This is a genomic window from Corynebacterium lactis RW2-5 (assembly GCF_001274895.1).
Lineage (GTDB): Bacteria > Actinomycetota > Actinomycetes > Mycobacteriales > Mycobacteriaceae > Corynebacterium > Corynebacterium lactis.
In genome coordinates this window covers 444,633-463,081 of sequence record NZ_CP006841.1, presented here as the reverse complement: position 1 = coordinate 463,081, position 18,449 = coordinate 444,633, and the positions used below count along the sequence as shown (strand labels likewise).

The 18,449-nt window shown below is 59.3% G+C and carries 12 protein-coding genes and 1 pseudogene; 7 read left to right on the top strand and 6 right to left on the bottom strand.

Annotated elements, in window-relative coordinates:
- Positions 1-89 precede the first annotated feature (89 nt).
- On the bottom strand, positions 90-560 hold the full coding sequence (gene rpsG / locus CLAC_RS01890) for a 30S ribosomal protein S7 (RefSeq protein ID WP_053411457.1): 471 nt from the start codon (positions 558-560) through the stop codon (positions 90-92).
- A gap of 3 nt (positions 561-563) precedes the next feature.
- Positions 564-935, bottom strand: a complete 372-nt coding sequence (gene rpsL / locus CLAC_RS01885) for a 30S ribosomal protein S12 (RefSeq protein ID WP_053411456.1) — start codon at positions 933-935, stop codon at positions 564-566.
- A gap of 336 nt (positions 936-1,271) precedes the next feature.
- On the opposite strand from rpsL, the pseudogene CLAC_RS12230 reads away from it, so the two are divergent.
- A pseudogene (locus CLAC_RS12230) lies at positions 1,272-1,647 on the top strand (hypothetical protein).
- Positions 1,648-1,660: 13 nt separating this feature from the next.
- Here the strand turns inward: CLAC_RS12230 and CLAC_RS01880 are convergent.
- Positions 1,661-3,334 carry a purine-cytosine permease family protein gene (locus tag CLAC_RS01880; RefSeq protein ID WP_211255365.1) on the bottom strand — a complete coding sequence of 558 codons (1,674 nt, stop codon included), beginning with the start codon at positions 3,332-3,334 and terminating at the stop codon, positions 1,661-1,663.
- A 189-nt stretch (positions 3,335-3,523) separates the two neighbouring features.
- Between CLAC_RS01880 and CLAC_RS01875 the strand changes: the two genes are divergently transcribed.
- The 6 genes from CLAC_RS01875 (at position 3,524) to CLAC_RS01850 (ending at position 9,076) form a co-directional block, all read left to right on the top strand.
- Complete coding sequence (locus CLAC_RS01875; protein WP_053411455.1) at positions 3,524-3,832, top strand: urease subunit gamma; 309 nt, start codon at positions 3,524-3,526, stop codon at positions 3,830-3,832.
- Positions 3,833-4,732, top strand: a complete 900-nt coding sequence (locus CLAC_RS01870; protein ID WP_053411454.1) for a hypothetical protein — start codon at positions 3,833-3,835, stop codon at positions 4,730-4,732.
- Complete coding sequence (gene ureC, locus CLAC_RS01865; protein WP_082313015.1) at positions 4,722-6,854, top strand: urease subunit alpha; 2,133 nt, start codon at positions 4,722-4,724, stop codon at positions 6,852-6,854. The genes CLAC_RS01870 and ureC overlap by 11 nt, the downstream gene beginning before the upstream one ends.
- 97 nt (positions 6,855-6,951) lie before the next feature.
- Complete coding sequence (locus CLAC_RS01860; RefSeq protein ID WP_053411453.1) at positions 6,952-7,563, top strand: urease accessory protein UreF; 612 nt, start codon at positions 6,952-6,954, stop codon at positions 7,561-7,563.
- Between the two features lie 86 nt (positions 7,564-7,649).
- A complete protein-coding gene (ureG, locus tag CLAC_RS01855; protein WP_053411452.1) occupies positions 7,650-8,252 on the top strand; it encodes an urease accessory protein UreG in 603 nt (200 codons plus the stop codon).
- On the top strand, positions 8,249-9,076 hold the full coding sequence (locus CLAC_RS01850; protein WP_053411451.1) for an urease accessory protein UreD: 828 nt from the start codon (positions 8,249-8,251) through the stop codon (positions 9,074-9,076). Before ureG ends, CLAC_RS01850 begins: the two co-directional genes overlap by 4 nt.
- A gap of 187 nt (positions 9,077-9,263) precedes the next feature.
- Here CLAC_RS01850 and CLAC_RS01845 read toward each other — a convergent pair whose 3' ends face one another.
- The 3 genes from CLAC_RS01845 to pgfA all read right to left on the bottom strand — a co-directional run bounded on the left by CLAC_RS01845 (position 9,264) and on the right by pgfA (position 18,390).
- Positions 9,264-13,235 carry a DNA-directed RNA polymerase subunit beta' gene (locus CLAC_RS01845; protein ID WP_053413194.1) on the bottom strand — a complete coding sequence of 1,324 codons (3,972 nt, stop codon included), beginning with the start codon at positions 13,233-13,235 and terminating at the stop codon, positions 9,264-9,266.
- 155 nt (positions 13,236-13,390) lie between these two features.
- On the bottom strand, positions 13,391-16,879 hold the full coding sequence (rpoB, locus tag CLAC_RS01840) for a DNA-directed RNA polymerase subunit beta (RefSeq protein ID WP_156324738.1): 3,489 nt from the start codon (positions 16,877-16,879) through the stop codon (positions 13,391-13,393).
- A gap of 503 nt (positions 16,880-17,382) precedes the next feature.
- On the bottom strand, positions 17,383-18,390 hold the full coding sequence (pgfA, locus tag CLAC_RS01835) for a cell envelope lipid trafficking protein PgfA (protein WP_053411449.1): 1,008 nt from the start codon (positions 18,388-18,390) through the stop codon (positions 17,383-17,385).
- Between the last annotated feature and the right edge of the window lie 59 nt (positions 18,391-18,449).

The window sequence follows — 18,449 nt, the reverse complement described above, 5'->3', positions numbered from 1 at the left end:
ACAGATCGATGGACCGCGACCGACGCGCGCCGTGACTACCGGCTGCGGCCGACTAAGCAGCCACCGCAGCGGCCGCCGTCGGCAAGCATTTACCAGCGGTAGTGAGCGAATGCGCGGTTTGCTTCCGCCATCTTGTGAGTGTCCTCACGACGCTTGACGGATGCACCCAGGCCGTTGGACGCGTCGAGAATTTCGTTTGCGAGACGCTCGGTCATGGTGTTCTCGCGGCGCTGACGAGAGAACATCAGCAGCCAGCGCAGAGCCAGGGTGTTGCCGCGGCCCGGACGAACCTCGACCGGAACCTGGTATGTTGCGCCACCAACGCGGCGGGAACGAACCTCGAGAGCCGGCTTAACGTTCTCGATAGCGCGCTTCAGGGTGAGCACCGGATCGGTGCCGGTCTTCTCCTGGCAGAGCTCGAGAGCACCGTAGACGATGCGCTCTGCAGTGGACTTCTTACCGTCCAGGAGAACCTTGTTGACCAGCTGCGACACCAGCGGGGAGCCGTAGACCGGATCGTTGACGACGGGACGCTTCTGTGCGGGGCCCTTACGTGGCATGGTTTACTTCTCCTTCTTCGCGCCGTAGCGGGAACGTGCCTGCTTGCGGTCCTTAACACCCTGAGTGTCGAGGGAACCACGGACGATCTTGTAGCGAACACCCGGGAGGTCCTTAACACGCCCACCGCGGACGAGCACCATGGAGTGCTCCTGGAGGTTGTGGCCCTCACCCGGAATGTAAGCGGAAACCTCGATACCGGAGGTCAGGCGAACACGAGCAACCTTACGAAGCGCCGAGTTCGGCTTCTTCGGGGTGGTGGTGTAAACGCGGGTGCAAACGCCGCGACGCTGCGGAGAACCCTTCAGGGCTGCGGTCGCGACCTTAGCCTTCTTGTCATGGCGGCCCTTGCGGACCAGCTGCTGCATAGTGGGCATGAAGCCTCTTTCTGTTTTCAATCCTCGCGTTCGGCCTCGCACCGGCGCCAACCGGAGCGGAACAGGGACCTGCTTTCAGGGCCTTATTCATCCAGTGGTGAGTCCACCTTTATGCAAGAAACGCGGGGGGATTTTGAACGTGCGAAACCCAGTCAGCCGCTCTCGCTGGCCTACTGGGTAATGTCTCAAGTTCCCAATTCGTTTCTGGGATCGTTCATTAACAGTACGCTAGCTGGGATTTTTCCCCAAATACGCAGGTAGCATAGGTGTTATTCCACAGCTATGTCGAAGCTTTGCCTCTTGTCGGCTGCACTACGGGAACGTAGATTGCACAGTGTGAATACCACTGCGCCGTCCGCAGCTGCCACTGCCAGCACCCGTCGCCCACGGCCCCGCGCCGACCGAGGGCCGCGACCTGCCGGGCGCGGATGGGCACACCTGTTCGCCTCCGCAGTCTCTCTCGTTACTGGCTCAGTGCTGTCGACCTACGCGTTCATGCGACTAGACCTCACAGCGGCGCTCGGGGTGCTTGTGTACTCCATCGGAGGTTTCCTTCTCTTCGGTGTCTCGGCTGCCTACCACCTGTAGACCCGGACGAAACGCCAGACTGTACGGATACCATGAGCATTTCCACACCGCGACAGTTATTGCTGCCGCGGCACACTACGCCGCGATGTGGATTGCCGTCATATCGGCTGCCCGGTCCGGATAGTTCCAACCCGGCTTCATTCCGATACCCTCGTTGCCTGCGCCGGCATGACGTGGGCCCCTTCTTTATCCATTGTCAGCGCAAGGGAGGAAATGTACTGCGCCTGCCCTTTTTCTCCGCGCTGGGCCGAAAGGATCGCGTCGGGACGCTCCACCTGCTCTCCCGTGACAACGCAGACGAAAGACTCATCGGAGGGGTTTCCATACTCGTCGAAAAACGGAGCATCAATGCCATCGTGGAAGCGCCGTCGGTAGTAACGCCCACGGGTAACGATTGCCATCACCGGAGTGAGTACGACGGCGATTGCGGCGGCGGCTAGCGCAGAGTACGGGGCCAGTGCCTCGCCGAAGACACCGAAGTACATCGCTACCGAGATCAGCGCGGAAGCTACCAGTGAGACAATTCCGACCGAGTTGAAGTCGTGAATCATGCCCCGGCGGTATTCGGGGTAAATCGGCGAGATCTTCAACAGCCACTTATTAATCGCAATGTCCGCCGCGACCGTGAAGATCCACGCAATTGCGAGGTTGGAGTAAAAACCCAGGACCGCATTCAGCATTGAGAACATATTAAATTCCATCAGCGCCAGCGAGATTCCCAAGTTGACAAAAACGAAGACGATGCGTCCCGGGTACGACTTCACCACGCGAGTGTAAGCGTTTGTCCAGGCAAGAGAACCTGAGTAGGCATTGGTGGCATTGATCTTGATCTGGCTCATAACTACGAGCAGGACCGCTAGCGTGACGGCGAGCCCGGTCGGCATCATCTCACGGTAGACGTTCATGAACTGATGTACCGGCTCGACGGCCTCTGTGGCGCTGCCACCCAGGACCGAGAGAACATACACGGCGAGAAACACGCCGATGATTTGCTTTGCCGCACCGAAAATGACCCATCCGGGACCAGACATGAGGACTGAGACCCACCATGCGACCGCATTGTCCTTAGTCTTCGGAGGCATAAAGCGGATGTAGTCGATATTTTCTGCAATTTGGGCTGCTAGCGCCAAGCAGACACCCGCCGATGCCATCATCCCGGCGAGGTTAGTCCCTCCGCTGTTGCCCTGGTAGCTCAGGAAGTTCTCGACGGATTCGGGGTGGCGTATCACCAGGTAGCCGAGTGGCAGCACCATCATGACAAGCCAGAGCGGATTCGTTGCTGTCTGCACTTTCTGCAGTAGTTTCATGCCGAACACCACGACCGGAATGATGATCACGGTGCTGATTAGATAGCCGAGCCACAATGGCACTCCGAGACCCAGTTTGAGTCCTTGGGCCATAATGGCGCCTTCTGTCGCAAAGAAAATGAAGGTGAATGTGGCGAAGATGACGTTGGTGATTATCGAGCCGTAATAGCCAAAGCCGGAGCCACGGGTGATGAGGTCGAGGTCCAAGTTGAATTTTGCTGCGTAGATTGCCAGTGGTGCGCTCGAAAGAAAGATCAGTGCAGCGGCAATGAGAATTCCCCCGACAGCGCTGGCGGTTCCATGGGCTATGCCGATTCCGGCACCGATGGAGAAGTCGGCCAGGTAGGCCATGCCTCCGAGTGCGGATCCGGCGACAGTTGCCGGTGCCCATGTTCGGTAATGACGAGGTGCGAAGCGCAGCGGATAGTCGTCGCCCAACTTAGTCGACGCCCCATTTTCCGACTGCCTGTTTGTCTGCTGCGTGTCTGTCATGGTGGTCGTCATTCGATACCCCTGAGGTTGGCGAGCGGCGCTGGTGCCGCGTAGGTCTCGACTTTGCCGGCGTGACCGGCCAAGTCCTTTTCGCCACGGAGGGCGAAACAGCAATTTTTGCTGTGAAATTAGATATAGTATGAAGCACTACTTCAGCTCAAGATATTCTCCTACCTATTTCCGTATTTAGATTGGCAGATTATGCGCCTCACTCCACGAGAACAGGACAAGCTAATGCTGTTCCTCGCCGCCCGCGTCGCCGAACGACGACGCGACCGCGGACTCAAACTCAACCGCCCCGAAGCTGTCGCACTCATCAGCGACGCAGTCATCGAAGCTGCACGTGACGGGCTCACCGTCGCGGATGCAATGACCGTCGGCACGCAAACTCTCGGCCCCGACGACGTACTCGATGGCGTACGCGAAGCGACAATGCTGATCCAAGTCGAGGCAACATTCACCGACGGGACCAAACTAATTTCGGTCCATGACCCAATCGGGGGTAAGTAGATGGTTTCCTCACCCGCTCCTAGCACCGACTCGCAGCGCCATCTCATAGCGCACTGCGGCGTAGATGCAGACATCCACACAGTCGAAGATGCCTTGGCATCCGCATCCTCGTGGACATCCGTCACTGTCGTCGGCTCCACAGCCGAGCTTCGTGAGGCTCTCGAACGCCTCGTGGCCACCAGTGAGCACTCCTCCGACTCTCGGACTGTGGTCATCCCCATTACTTCCGGGCGCAATGTCACGCTCATCGCAGACACCGCGAAAGTCTGCAGCTGGGCACGCACCTGCCATCCCCAACTCCGTGGCCACCTCGCGCTTGCCGACGCGCCCCTGACCGCGACCAGCACCGTCGCCTGGCTGCGTGCGTCTCTACGCCACCACACAAGCCACAATGACCTTGCGGTGATCTGTTCACGATCGATTGACCCGTTCGCGGACGCTGAACTATTCCGCCTGGCCAGGCTGGCCTGGACCAACGGCTCCGGCGCTGACGTTATTGTCGCCTTCGACGACGCATACCCGTCCGTCGAGCAGGCCAGTGCACCACACCGGGAACGAGCGCGAAAGATTGCCACTATCCGCGCAGACATACACCCCGGGCGCCAAGGCGCCCACAAGCCTCTTCTCAGCGGCACCGCCCTCGCCGTGGCGGTGACACAAGCCGCAAGCTCCGCGCTCCATCGACTGGGGGACCACGATGACGATGGCATCGACGCTGCCGTGCTAGCCGACCATGACCATGGTTACGCCCACGGCCACGGTGACGACGATGACCACCCACACGGCCACAGTCACAGTCACGGTCACAACCATCACAGTCACGGTCACCACCATCACGGCCATCATCACGAGCACGAACCAACCATCACACTGGAGTTAGGAGACGATCATGCACTCTAATTCCTACGGAGTCGCACCTGGCGACGTTGCCCTCAACCCCGGCCGCAAAACTACGCGCCTAAAGGTCTCCAACACCGGTGACCGCGCAGTTCAGGTCGGGTCTCACTACCTTTTTTTCGAGGCCAATCCCACGCTGCGCTTCGACCGCCATCGCGCTTTCGGCATGCACCTGAATATCCCCGCAGGACTAGCAGTCCGCTTCGAACCAGGTGATACGAAGACCATCACTTTGGTCGACTACGGCGGTCAGCGAATCGTCCACGGATTCGCGGGGCTTGTAGAAGGCCCGCTAGACGACGATGCCACCCGACGAGCCGCCTTCGCCAAGCTTGCGGAATACGGGTTCCAGCACGAACCGTCTGACGACGAGGCACTAGACAATGCCGTTGAAGAAGCAACAATATCCACAGTTCGTTACTCCGAGCTCTATGGCCCAACAGTTGGAGATACCGTCACGCTGGCCGACACAAACCTGGTCGTACGCATCGAACGGGATCTCACCGGGACCTTCCCCGGGGACGAGTCAATTTATGGCGGCGGAAAGTCAATCCGCGATGGGATGGCCCAAGACCCGCAGGGCACACGGGCGAACGGCTGTCCCGACACGGTGATTACCAGTGCCATCGTGATCGACCCAATCTGCGGTGTCGTCAAGGCCGATGTAGGCATCCGCGACGGTCGAATCGTAGCCCTTGGCAAAGCGGGCAACCCACACCTCCAGGACGGCGTACACCCTGACCTGGTCATCGGCGCGAGCACCGAAATCATCGCCGGAGAACACCGCATTCTCACCGCCGGAGGCGTCGACACGCATATTCACTACTTGGCGCCACAGCAGGCCGAAGAGGGACTGTCCAACGGAATCACCACCTTCTTCGGAGGAGGTACCGGCCCCGCCGAAGGCACAAAAGGAACTACCTGCACTCCGGGCACATTTCATATTCACTCAATGTTGCGCGCCGCCGAATCCATGCCCGTTAACACAGGATTTCTTGGCAAAGGCTCCGGCAGCCTACCGGAGGCACTAGCCGAGCAGATCCGCGCCGGAGCGGCCGGCCTCAAGATTCACGAGGACTGGGGCGCCACCCCCGCGGCCATCCGCACCGCGCTGGATACCTGTGACGACTTTGATGTCCAACTGGCCATACACACCGACACCCTCAACGAATCCGGATTCTTCGAAGACACCCGCCGCGCCATCGGCGACCGCACCATCCACACGTTTCACTCCGAGGGCGCGGGAGGTGGCCACGCCCCAGATATTCTCAAAGTCACCGCAATTGCCAATGTCCTGCCCGCATCCACCAACCCCACACTTCCCTACTCCATCAACAGCGTGGATGAACTCCTCGACATGGTGATGGTCTGCCATCACCTGTCACATGCCGTCGCCGAGGATGTCGCCTTCGCTGACTCGCGCGTGCGGCCGGAGACTATCGCTGCCGAAACCGTCCTGCACGACAAGGGCATAATCTCGATTTTCTCCTCCGACTCGCAAGCGATGGGACGCGTCGGAGAAACCTTCACGCGGGCTTTCCAAACTGCCCATCACTGCCGCAACAAACTGGGGCCTCTCCCCGGAGCCGACACGAACAATGACGACGACAACGAACGCGTGCTGCGCTACCTGGCGAAACTGACCATCAATCCTGCGATTGCGGCTGGCGTCGGCGACCACATTGGCTCCATTGAGAAGGGAAAAATCGCCGATCTTGTCCTGTGGCCCATTGACCAATTCGCTGCCAAACCCGACGTCGTCCTGCGCTCCGGTCATATTTGTTGGGCGCCGATGGGAGACCCCAACGCTTCCCTACCAACCCCAGAACCTGTCTATTACCGGGACATGTTCGGCAACTACGGCTTAGCCCGCGCTCACTCTCGCGTGACGTTCATGTCGCAGGCCGCCATCGATGCCGGTGTTCCAGAGCAGTTAGGTCTGGACAGTGAAGTGCTACCAGTACGAAATTGCAGGGGAATCGGCAAGAAGGACATGATCCGCAACGACACCCTCGCGGCAATCGAAGTCGACCCGGACACCTACGTCGTCACCGTCGACGGATTCCCGGTCTCTATCGAACCCGCCGAGTCCCTCCCGCTGACAACCCTGCACTACCTGTTCTGAAGCGACCACAGTCATGGAACTATTCAGTGCTCTTCAATGGGCAGACACCGCGTTCCCATCCGGCCGCTATACACTATCCCACGGATTGGAAGGACTCGTGGCCGAGGGAGTCGTCGGCAAGCGGGACACGCGCGGTCTCCAAAAGGTCACCGAGGACATGCTGCGGTACTCATTCGGCCCGGTCGACCTCGCCGCGCATTTTCGCACGTGGGAGACAAGCGAGCTGACCGAAATTGTTCGCATCGACGCGACGGTTGAGGCCGCACGCCCGACATTCTCCGCACGTAGAGGCAGTGTGCGCGTCGGCAAGCAAATGCTGCTGATGGCTAGCCAGCTCGGGCTTACCGACGATGCCCTAGATGCTTACAGTGCTGCCGTCGCCAGCCGCGACCCAGCGCATCGGGACGCCCGAGGAAACAGTCCCGTCGCCATGGCCCTCATCCACAGAGCATCCGGGCAGGATGCGCACTCTGCAGCGCAGGTGGAAGCCTACGGATTTGTCGCATCCATCGCCTCAGCTGCGGTAAGGCTCCAAGTCGCAGACTTCATCGAAGCGCAGCAGCTCATCGCGAATCTACGAACTGCAGTGGCGGAGGTAATCAAACAGGCCGAATCTACAGCGCTCACCGATATCGGGGCATGCACACCACTGCTCGACATTGCCTCCGCCCGGCACGAAACTGCGGCAGCGAGACTATTCATCACATGAATGACCCTCGTGGCGTTTTCCATCACGGATAACGAGGGCAACAACTACCCACTTACCCCACAACTACTACGCAAAGGACAACCTCAATGGTTTTTCGACTCGGAATCGGCGGGCCGGTAGGCTCCGGCAAAACAGCGCTAATCGAGGCCGTCATCCCCGAACTGATAACGAGAGGCTTCACGCCCGGTGTTATTACCAATGATATTTACACTCAAGAAGACGCCCGACACATCCGCGAAACACTGGCAGGCATACTCGATGCCTCCCGAATCGTCGGTGTGGAAACGGGATCGTGCCCGCACACGGCCGTGCGCGACGATCCCACCATGAATCTCATGGCAGCGGCCGAACTGTGCGAGGAGCACACGAACGTAGACATCATCATCTTCGAATCTGGTGGAGACAATCTCACCCTGACATTTTCGCCAGCTCTAGCGGACCTTTTCGTCTTCGTTCTCGACACCGCTGAGGGCCAAAAAATGCCGAAGAAGCGTGGACCCGGAATCACGGACTCCGATGTTCTGATAATCAACAAGGTCGACATTGCAGAATACGTCCGCTGTGACGCGAAGCAAATGTGTTCCGACGCTCTCGAGGTCCGCGCCGGCAACCCCGTCATCATGACAAACTGCCTGGATGGGGTTGGGATTTCCGAATTCGCAGATCTCATAGAGGCGGCGGCACGGTGACTTCGGGCAAAAGCGGACAGCTCACTGTAGAAATACTCTCCACCGGGCCCGGGGATCGCTACGTCCGCGCACCTCTATCGCTGGGGAGAATCCTCCACGTTGACCCCACCATCCCCAATGCCCACGTCATTTACATCCGCGCGACGGGCGGCGGGCTCGCCCAAGGAGACCGCAATGACGTCGAGATTTCGGTGTGCGCAGGCGCGCACGCGGTGGTCACCTCGCAGGCCGCAACCCGCATTCATTCCATGGACCACGGCTACGCCAGCCAGGACACCGAATTAATCGTCGACAGTGGCGGGGTCCTCGAATACCTTCCAGACCCCATCATTCCTTCCCGTGACTGCCGCTTTAAGCAGCGCACCACCGTACGCGCCAATAAAGGAGCAACAGCCATCATCGGGGACTGTTTTACCGCAGGCCGCGTGGCCCACGGAGAAATGCACGACGCTGCCGAAATTGACCTGCGTACCGAACTACACATGGAGGACAATGAGCGCAGTGCAGCTCCCACATACATCGAACGCGCATGTTACCGAGGGCATTGTGACCTCGCCTCCCCAATCGCGCACGGGAACTTCCGGGCCTGGGCAAACCTCTGGGTTGTGTGCGCAGGCGAATCCGCCGAAAAAGTACTGTCCTCCTGGCGTAATTACCCCGATACCTGTCACGTCGGCGCCTCTTGCCTTCCCGACGATGTCGGCTGCTGGGCACGCTTCATGGGAGACTCCATCGAGCAAGTCAAGCAACTACAGCACGAATACTGGGACCGCGCACGGCGAATAATCCTAGGGGCACCAGCCTTTTCCTTACGCAAAATGTAGCATCGCATAGAAAAATCCCCCGGATTTATCACCGGGGGATTTCTGCGGTTGCCGCCCCTCTATCGGAAGCGATGGCCCTTGATATGGGGCCGAAAATCCCATCCACCGTGGCTAAGGATGTCTCCCGGTCCTAGCTACGGTGAAAAAGGATGCGCTGAGGTCAGCGAACCGACCCCAGCCTGTCGGATTATTCGAAGGTTCCGATGTCATCCAGCGGAACAGCGGAACCGACCGGCTCGATACCGTAGGTGTCCTCTGCGCCGTAAAAGCCCTCACCGAAGGATGCGAACGGAGCCGCAGCCTGGCGTGCTGCCTCCTCGGTCGGCTCGACCGAGATGTTGCGGTAGCGGGCAATACCGGTACCAGCCGGAATGAGCTTACCGATAATCACGTTCTCCTTCAGGCCAATCAGCTTGTCGGAGCGCTTGTTGATTGCAGCATCGGTCAGGACGCGGGTCGTCTCCTGGAAGGAGGCGGCCGACAGCCAGGACTCGGTGGCCAGAGATGCCTTGGTGATACCCATCAGGACGCGGCGACCCTCGATGACGTTTCCACCGCTTGCGACGAGCTCGCGGTTCTTCGCCATAACGGTGGAACGCTCAACAAGTGCGCCCGGCAGCAGATCGGAATCGCCCGGCTTGGAGACAATCACACGACGCAGCATCTGGCTGACAATAACCTCGATGTGCTTGTCGTGGATGGCCACACCCTGGTCACGGTAAACCGACTGGACCTCTTCAATGAGGTGGCGCTGGACGCCACGGCGACCCAGAACCTCGAGGACCTCGTGCGGATCAGCAGCACCCTTGAGCAGCTGCTGGCCCTTAGTCACGTGGTCGCCATCGCGGATCGCACGGCGGCGACCTTCGACGGTGATTTCGGCCAGGCCCTGTCGCTTAGAGAGCTTGTCGTAGACAACCTCGTCCTCGCTGTTGGCGTCCGGAATCAGGGTCAGGGTGTAGAAGTGATCGTCCTCTTCCAAGCGAACACGGCCATCTTCGCGGGCCAACGGAGCCTTGTTCTTCGGGACACGTGCCTCGAAGAGCTCCTGGACTCGCGGCAGACCACCGGTAATGTCGCCACCGACACCACCCTGGTGGAACGTACGCATGGTCAGCTGGGTACCCGGCTCACCAATGGACTGTGCGGCGACGATACCGACAGCCTCTCCGATGTCGACCAGCTTGCCGGTCGCCATGGAGCGGCCGTAGCACTTGGCACAAACGCCGGTCGCGGTCGTACAGGTCAGAACCGAGCGAACCTTAACTTCCTTGACACCGTGCGACAGAGCCAGGGTGATGTGGGAATCGCTCAAGTCGGTGCCAACCTCGACCAGGACGTTGCCATCCTTGTCAGTGATGTCCGCAGCCAGGACACGGGCAATCGCGGCGGTCTCGACGTACTTGGCGCGACGAATCTCGCCAGTCGGGTTGCCGGATGCGTCCAGGACGTCCTCGCCGATCTCGACGACGACGCCGTCCGTCGTGCCACAGTCCTCTTCACGGACGATGACGTCCTGCGCAACGTCGACCAGACGACGGGTCAGGTAACCCGAGTCTGCGGTACGCAGCGCGGTATCGGCCAGGCCCTTACGGGAACCGTGCGAGTTGTTGAAGTACTCGAGGACCGAGAGGCCTTCACGGAAGGAGGTCTTAATCGGACGGGTGATGTACTCACCACGCGGGTTCGTAACCATGCCCTTCATGCCGGCCAGAGAGTGAATCTGGCCCATGTTACCGGCAGCACCGGACTTAACGATCATCGGAATCGGGTTGTCATCCGGGTATAGAGCCTCGACCTTTTCACCGACCTCGGCGGTAGCGGCCTTCCACAGGTTAACCAGCGACTCGTGACGCTCAGCGGCGGAGAGCTTACCGCGGCGGAACTTCTTCTCCACCGTGGCGGCCTTCTCTTCGTAGCCGTTAAGAATCTCGCGCTTGTTCGGGAGAACCAGAACGTCGGACATAGCGATGGTGACGCCCGAACGGGTAGCCCAGTAGAAACCAGCATCCTTCAGCTTGTCAACGGTCTGCGCGACGGTAATCATCGGGTACTTCGCAGCGAGGTCGTTGATGATGGCAGCCTGCGGCTTCTTCGCCATGACACCCTCGACGTACGGGTAGTTCCACGGCAGCAGCTCGTTGAACATGACGCGGCCCAGGGTGGTCTTAGCCAACCAGGTCTCGCCCTTGTTCCAGCCATCCGGGAACTGCTCGGCCTCAATGTCGGCCGGCGGACGCAGGTGGCTGATGCGCACCTTAATCGGGCTCTGCAGGCCAATTGCACCGCGGTCGTAGGCCATGATGGCCTCGGCCGGAGTCGAGTAGATTCCGGACTCCGGTGCATCGGCGGACGCGTCCTTATGAGTGCCCGGAAGCTCCGGCTTCTCCAGGGTCAAGAAGTACAGACCCGTGACCATATCCAGACGCGGCATAGCCAGCGGCTTACCAGATGCCGGGGACAGGATGTTGTTCGAGGACAACATCAGGATGCGGGCCTCAGCCTGAGCCTCGGAGGACAGCGGCAGGTGAACTGCCATCTGGTCACCGTCGAAGTCAGCGTTGAACGCCTCACAGGCCAGCGGGTGCAGCTGGATAGCCTTACCCTCGACCAGGATCGGCTCGAACGCCTGAATACCCAGGCGGTGCAGCGTAGGCGCACGGTTCAGCAGAACCGGGTGGCCGGTAATGACATCTTCGAGGACGTCCCACACCTCGGGGCGCTGACGCTCGACCATGCGCTTTGCGGATTTAATGTTCTGCGCGTAGCTCTTGGCTACAAGCTCCTTCATCACGAACGGCTTGAACAGCTCGAGAGCCATCAGCTTCGGCAGACCACACTGGTGCAGCTTCAGCTGCGGGCCGACGATAATAACCGAACGGCCGGAGTAGTCGACACGCTTACCGAGCAGGTTCTGACGGAAACGACCCTGCTTACCCTTGAGCAGGTCGCTCAGGGACTTCAGCGGGCGGTTGCCCGGGCCGGTAACCGGACGGCCGCGGCGGCCGTTGTCGAACAGTGCGTCAACGGACTCCTGCAGCATGCGCTTCTCGTTGTTGACGATGATCTCCGGAGCGCCGAGGTCAATCATGCGCTTCAGGCGGTTGTTGCGGTTGATGACGCGACGGTAGAGATCGTTCAGGTCAGAGGTCGCGAAGCGGCCGCCATCGAGCTGAACCATCGGGCGCAGCTCCGGCGGAATAACCGGGATGCAGTCGAGAACCATAGCGGCCGGATCGTTGCCGGACTGCAAGAACGCAGTGACGACCTTCAGGCGCTTCAGCGCTCGCATCTTCTTCTGGCCCTTGCCATCGCGGATGATCTCTCGCAGCTCCTCCGCCTCTGCGGCGAGGTCGAAGTTGCGAATCAGGGTCTGAATAGCCTCAGCACCCATGCCGCCGGTGAAGTAATCCTCGTAGCGGTCGACGAGCTCGGTGTAAATACCCTCGTCGATAATCATCTGCTTCGGCTCGAGCTTGATGAAGGTGTTCCAAATCTCGTCGAGGCGGTCCAACTCGCGCTGGGCACGCTCGCGGATGTGGCGCATCTCGCGCTCGGCGGCGGACTGAACCTTCTTGCGGGCGTCAGCCTTCGCGCCGGCGGCTTCGAGCTCAGCGAGGTCCTCTTCCAGGGTCTGGGCACGCTCGGCCAGCTCCTGGTCGCGGTCGTCCTCAACCAGCTTCTTGTCGACGAGCATGTCGGCTTCCAGGGTCTCCTGGTCGTTGTGACGTGCTTCCTCATCGACGGAGGTGATGATGTTGGCAGCGAAGTAGATGATCTTTTCCAGATCCTTCGGAGCCAGGTCGAGCAGGTAGCCAAGGCGGGACGGAACGCCCTTGAAGTACCAGATGTGAGTGACCGGTGCGGCCAGCTCAATGTGGCCCATGCGCTCACGGCGAACCTTCGACTTGGTCACCTCAACGCCACAGCGCTCACAGATGATGCCCTTGAAGCGAACGCGCTTGTACTTGCCACAAGCACACTCCCAGTCACGGGTCGGGCCGAAGATACGCTCACAGAAAAGACCGTCCTTTTCCGGCTTCAGCGTACGGTAGTTGATCGTCTCGGGCTTCTTAACCTCACCGCGAGACCAGCGGCGGATGTCGTCGGCGGTTGCGAGCCCAATCCGGAGCTCGTCAAAGTTGTTGACGTCGAGCACCTGTTTTCCCTTTCCCTCCGCAGTGAATAATGCGGAAACCAATCTTCAGTTGCGGAGGTTTTTTACGTTTTAAGTGTTCTTTGGGTTCTATCGCGAGTTAGGGCTTTCCGAGCCCTGACTGACGCAGTTAACGCTTTCGTCGGAAAGCGGAGAAACTATGCGGAGTCAGCGTCGGAACGCTCGTCGCGGGACAGGTTAATGCCAAGGGACGCGGTCGCGTGGTCGAGTTCCTCGTCATCGGAGGAGCCCAACTCCACAGGAACGCCATCGGCCGAAAGGACCTCAACGTTCAGGCACAGCGACTGCAATTCCTTCAGAAGCACCTTGAACGACTCCGGAATACCCGGATCCGGAATGTTGTCGCCCTTCACGATTGCCTCGTAGACCTTCACACGGCCGACCACGTCATCCGACTTGATGGTCAGGAGCTCCTGCAGGGTGTAGGCGGCACCGTATGCCTGCATCGCCCACACCTCCATTTCGCCGAAGCGCTGGCCACCGAACTGGGCCTTACCACCGAGCGGCTGCTGGGTAATCATGGAGTACGGACCGGTGGAACGAGCGTGAATCTTCTCGTCGACCAAGTGGTGCAGCTTCAGCATGTACATGTAGCCAACAGACACCGGGAACGGGAACTTCTCGCCGGAACGACCGTCGAACAGGGTGGCCTTACCGTCAGCGTTGACCAGTACTTCGCCGTCGCGGTTCGGACGGGAAGAAGCCAGCAGACCTGCGAGCTCCTCGTTCTCAGCACCGTCGAACACCGGGGTGGCGACGAGAGAATCGGACGGCACATCGTAGAGATCGGCCGGGAGGCGCTTTGCCCACTCCGGGTCCCCCTCGATAGCCCAACCGGCCTTAGCCAGCCAGCCGAGATGAACTTCGAGGACCTGACCGATGTTCATACGACGCGGAACACCGTGAGTGTTCAGGATGACGTCGACTGGGGTACCGTCCGGCAGGAACGGCATGTCCTCCTGCGGCAGGATCTTGCCGATAACACCCTTGTTACCGTGGCGACCTGCCATCTTATCGCCGTCCTGAATCTTACGCTTCTGAGCGACGTAGACACGGACCATCTCGTTGACGCCGGGAGCCAGGTCGTCATCGTCGTCACGGGAGAAGACGCGGACACCGATGACCTTACCGGACTCGCCGTGCGGCACGCGCATAGAGGTATCGCGCACCTCACGGGATTTCTCGCCGAAGATGGCGCGCAGCAGGCGCTCCTCCGGAGTCAGCTCGGTCTCACCCTTCGGGGTGGTCTTTGCGACGAGGATGTCACCATCGCGGACGTCGGCGCCGATGCGGACGATGCCGCGGTCGTCGAGGTCTTTCAGCATCTCCTCGGATGCGTTCGGGATGTCGCGGGTGATCTCCTCCGGCCCCAGCTTGGTGTCGCGGGCGTCAATCTCGTGCTCCTCGATGTGGATCGAGGTGAGGATGTCCTGCTCAACCATGCGCTGGTTGAGGATGATGGCGTCCTCGTAGTTGTGCCCCTCCCACGGCATGAAGGCGACGAGCAGGTTCTTGCCCAGCGCCATTTCGCCGTTGTCAGTGCCCGGACCATCGGCGATGACCTGGCCGGCTTCGATGCGCTGTCCCTCGTCGACCAGCGGCTTCTGATTGTAGCAGGTGCCCTGGTTAGTGCGCTCGAACTTGCGCAGTAGGAAGGTGTGGCGCTGGCCCTCATCGTCCATGATTGTGATGAAGTCAGCGGAGACGGTCTCGACAACGCCGGCAGTCGGCGCGACGATGACATCGCCAGCGTCGTAAGCTGCGCGCAGCTCCATACCGGTACCAACGAACGGAGCCTCCGAGCGCAGTAGCGGCACTGCCTGGCGCTGCATGTTCGCGCCCATGAGGGCACGGTTAGCGTCGTCGTGCTCGAGGAACGGAATCATCGCGGTTGCGACCGACACCATCTGGCGCGGGGAAACGTCCAGGTAGTCAACCTCGTCGGCGCGAACCGATTCGACGTCACCACCCTTCTTACGGACAGACAGGGTGTCCTGGACGAAGTGGCCATTCTCGTCGATAGGGGTGTTCGCCTGCGCGACGACGTAGCGGTCCTCTTCGTCAGCGGTGAGGTAGTCGACCTCATCGGTAATCTGGCCGTTGACCACGCGGCGGTAAGGAGTCTCAATGAACCCGAAGGGATTTACGCGCGCGTAGCAGGACAGCGAACCAATCAGGCCAATGTTCGGACCTTCCGGGGTCTCAATCGGGCACATACGGCCGTAGTGGGACGGGTGAACGTCACGGACTTCAAGACCTGCACGGTCACGGGTCAGGCCGCCCGGCCCCAGGGCCGACAGACGGCGCTTATGGGTCAGGCCAGACAGGGAGTTGTTCTGATCCATGAACTGGGACAACTGCGAAGTACCGAAGAACTCGCGGATAGCTGCCGAGACCGGACGCACGTTAATCAGGGTGGTCGGCTGGATCGACTCAACGTCCTGAGTGGTCATGCGTTCGCGTACGACGCGCTCCATGCGCGACAGGCCGACGCGGACCTGATTCTGAATCAACTCGCCAACGGTACGCAAGCGGCGGTTACCGAAGTGGTCAATGTCGTCGACCTCGACCGGAACCTCGACCCCATCGGGGGAGGTCATGGTCTTCTCTCCATCGTGCAGGCGTACGAGGTACTCGATGGTGGTGGCGATGTCCTGCTCTGTCAGCACCATCTCACCGGTGGCGTCCCCGCCGAGCCCCAGCTTGCGGTTAACCTTATAACGACCAACCTTAGCCAGGTCGTAGCGCTTCGGCTTGAAGAAGTTATTCTCCAGCAGAGCGAGAGCGGACTCACGTGTCGGCGGCTCACCCGGGCGCTGCTTACGGTAAATCTCAAGCAGGGCCTCATCGGTGTTGGCCACACCGTCCTTCTCCAAAGTGGTCATCATAATCTCGGAGAAGCCAAAGCGTTCCTTAATCTCCTCCGCAGTCCAGCCGAAGGCCTTCAGTAGAACAGTCACAGGCTGGCGACGCTTGCGGTCGATACGAACGCCGACGGTATCCCGCTTGTCAACGTCAAACTCGAGCCAAGCGCCACGGGACGGAATGATTTTCACAGAGTGCAGCGGGCGCTCAGTGGACTTATCGATGGACTCATCGAAGTACACGCCCGGGGAACGCACAAGCTGAGAGACGACGACACGCTCGGTGCCATTGACGATAAACGTGCCCTTGTCAGTCATCATCGGGAAGTCACCGATGAAGACGGTCTGGCTCTTAATTTCACCAGTCTCGCGGTTGGTGAATTCCGCGGTGACGTACAGCGGAGCCGAGTAGTTGATGTCCTTATCCTTGGACTCATCCACAGTGTTCTTCACCGAGTCGAACCAGGGGTCCGACAATGTCAGAGACATTTTCTGGGAGTAGTCCTCGATCGGAGAGAGCTCTTCAAGAATATCTTCAAGACCGCTGGTGACCCGTACGCCCTCACCTAGCTCCTCCTGACGACGCGCGCGCCATTCAGGGGAGCCCACGAGCCATGCGAAAGACTCACGTTGCAGGTCTAGCAGACCAGGAACCGCAATCGGTTCCTGAATCTTTGCAAACGAGTACCTCTTCGAAGCTCCGGGAATACCGGTTACTGCCTTGGTCTGGCGGGAGACTGCCAAGATGCGTCCTTCCAGCACCTCACGCGGTGAGGCACACCGGCAACCGGTGGTGTGCCCCGCCCGCTTGGTTTTACGCGATTGAAATATTGCAGGAATTATTCTGTTGCGCACCGGGATACTTTGCGTCTAACCTGTGGTCACACGCTCCGTTTCCCCTGCAGGTTGCGTCAAGACCACCCACAGCGTCACAGCAACCCCCCAGATTGATTACAAACTTCACCGCAGCTGAAATGTACGCCAAAAATAGCAAGACATCTCGCCCGCGGTAGAATTTTGCAACTTGAAGAGTTGACGATAAGTACACTAATTCCAGCGCAACGAGTTAGCTTATATCAACATCGCGCCCATGTCTAGACAATAGGGCCAATATCTCACTCGCCCGGGCGTGTTTCGGCCACTGGCCCACCTACCCGGCGTACACTTTTCCACCCGCACAGCAAGGTGCCGAGCAATGGATTGGGACACCTTCAGCGGCAGAGCATTTCGGGAAAAGAATCACACGCGCATTAATTCTGTACTTGTTACTGCGCCTGTTCTTCCACCACACCCTGCTGGGACGCTACAGACTGCTCTTTACGACGGCTCGAAGGTCGAACTACCCCAACAATCGAAATAAACATCAAAATCGCGCCGGAGGAAATCAACCCAATGGACCACGGCTGAAGACTTGGTGTCTTGAAAACTCTCAGTGCCCCAGCCAGCAAGCGCCTGGAATCCTCTTCCGACATCTGACCATCGAAGCGTAGATAAGTCATTATCGGCTCACCTTCGCGGGTCTCCCACCAGAGGTTAATATCTTCGGCTACGTCAACTACCGAGCCTGAATGCGGCTCTACCCACCAGTCACGGGTCCCTTCATATTGAAGAAAACCGGATTTATCATCGACCGATATCTGCGAAACATAGGAACGATATTTTTCCGCGAGATTCGTTTTCGAGATGGTCTGACGGAAGTGAAGAACCTTATTCCCGGCTCGGTCCTCCTCACCAACAAATGCCGCCGGCACTGAATCATGCATGAAGTCATCAAAAACCGGGTATTCCTTCTGCTCCGTACCGGAAGGGAATTTCACCCAATGTCCTTTAACGTCGACCGTGCGGGGAACCCCAGCCATACGATCGACCAAAGTAGCTGGTGCTAAGAATTCACCGCTAAGGCGGTCAATTGTGAAAGTCCAAATATTGGCATCAATCAACTCTGTTAGCGGATCTGTACCCGCGACTTCCGCGGGAAGCTCGCGCATTTCCGTCACGCCCACTCGTAGCGAAACCTTATCTGCATCGGCTGGCTGAATGAGTTCGCCGTGGAGCTGCCGACGCAGTGGAGCCACAACCTCTTCCCTCTTCCCCTCGGGCGTAAGTTTTGTCGACACCCCTTCGGCCGCCCGCATCGTGTAAGAGGTAGGAGGAACGTCGAGCGGCAGCTTCGGATCAGAGTTGATTACTTTCGGAAGCAAGACTCCAACAGCAATTAGAGCTGCCCCCAACCCTAGGAGCAGGATGGAGGCGATTCGCGAGCGTGAAAGCATATGGAATACTTTACAGCCTTGCGTTTGTGAACCCGGTATTAATGCCCGATTCAGTGAAA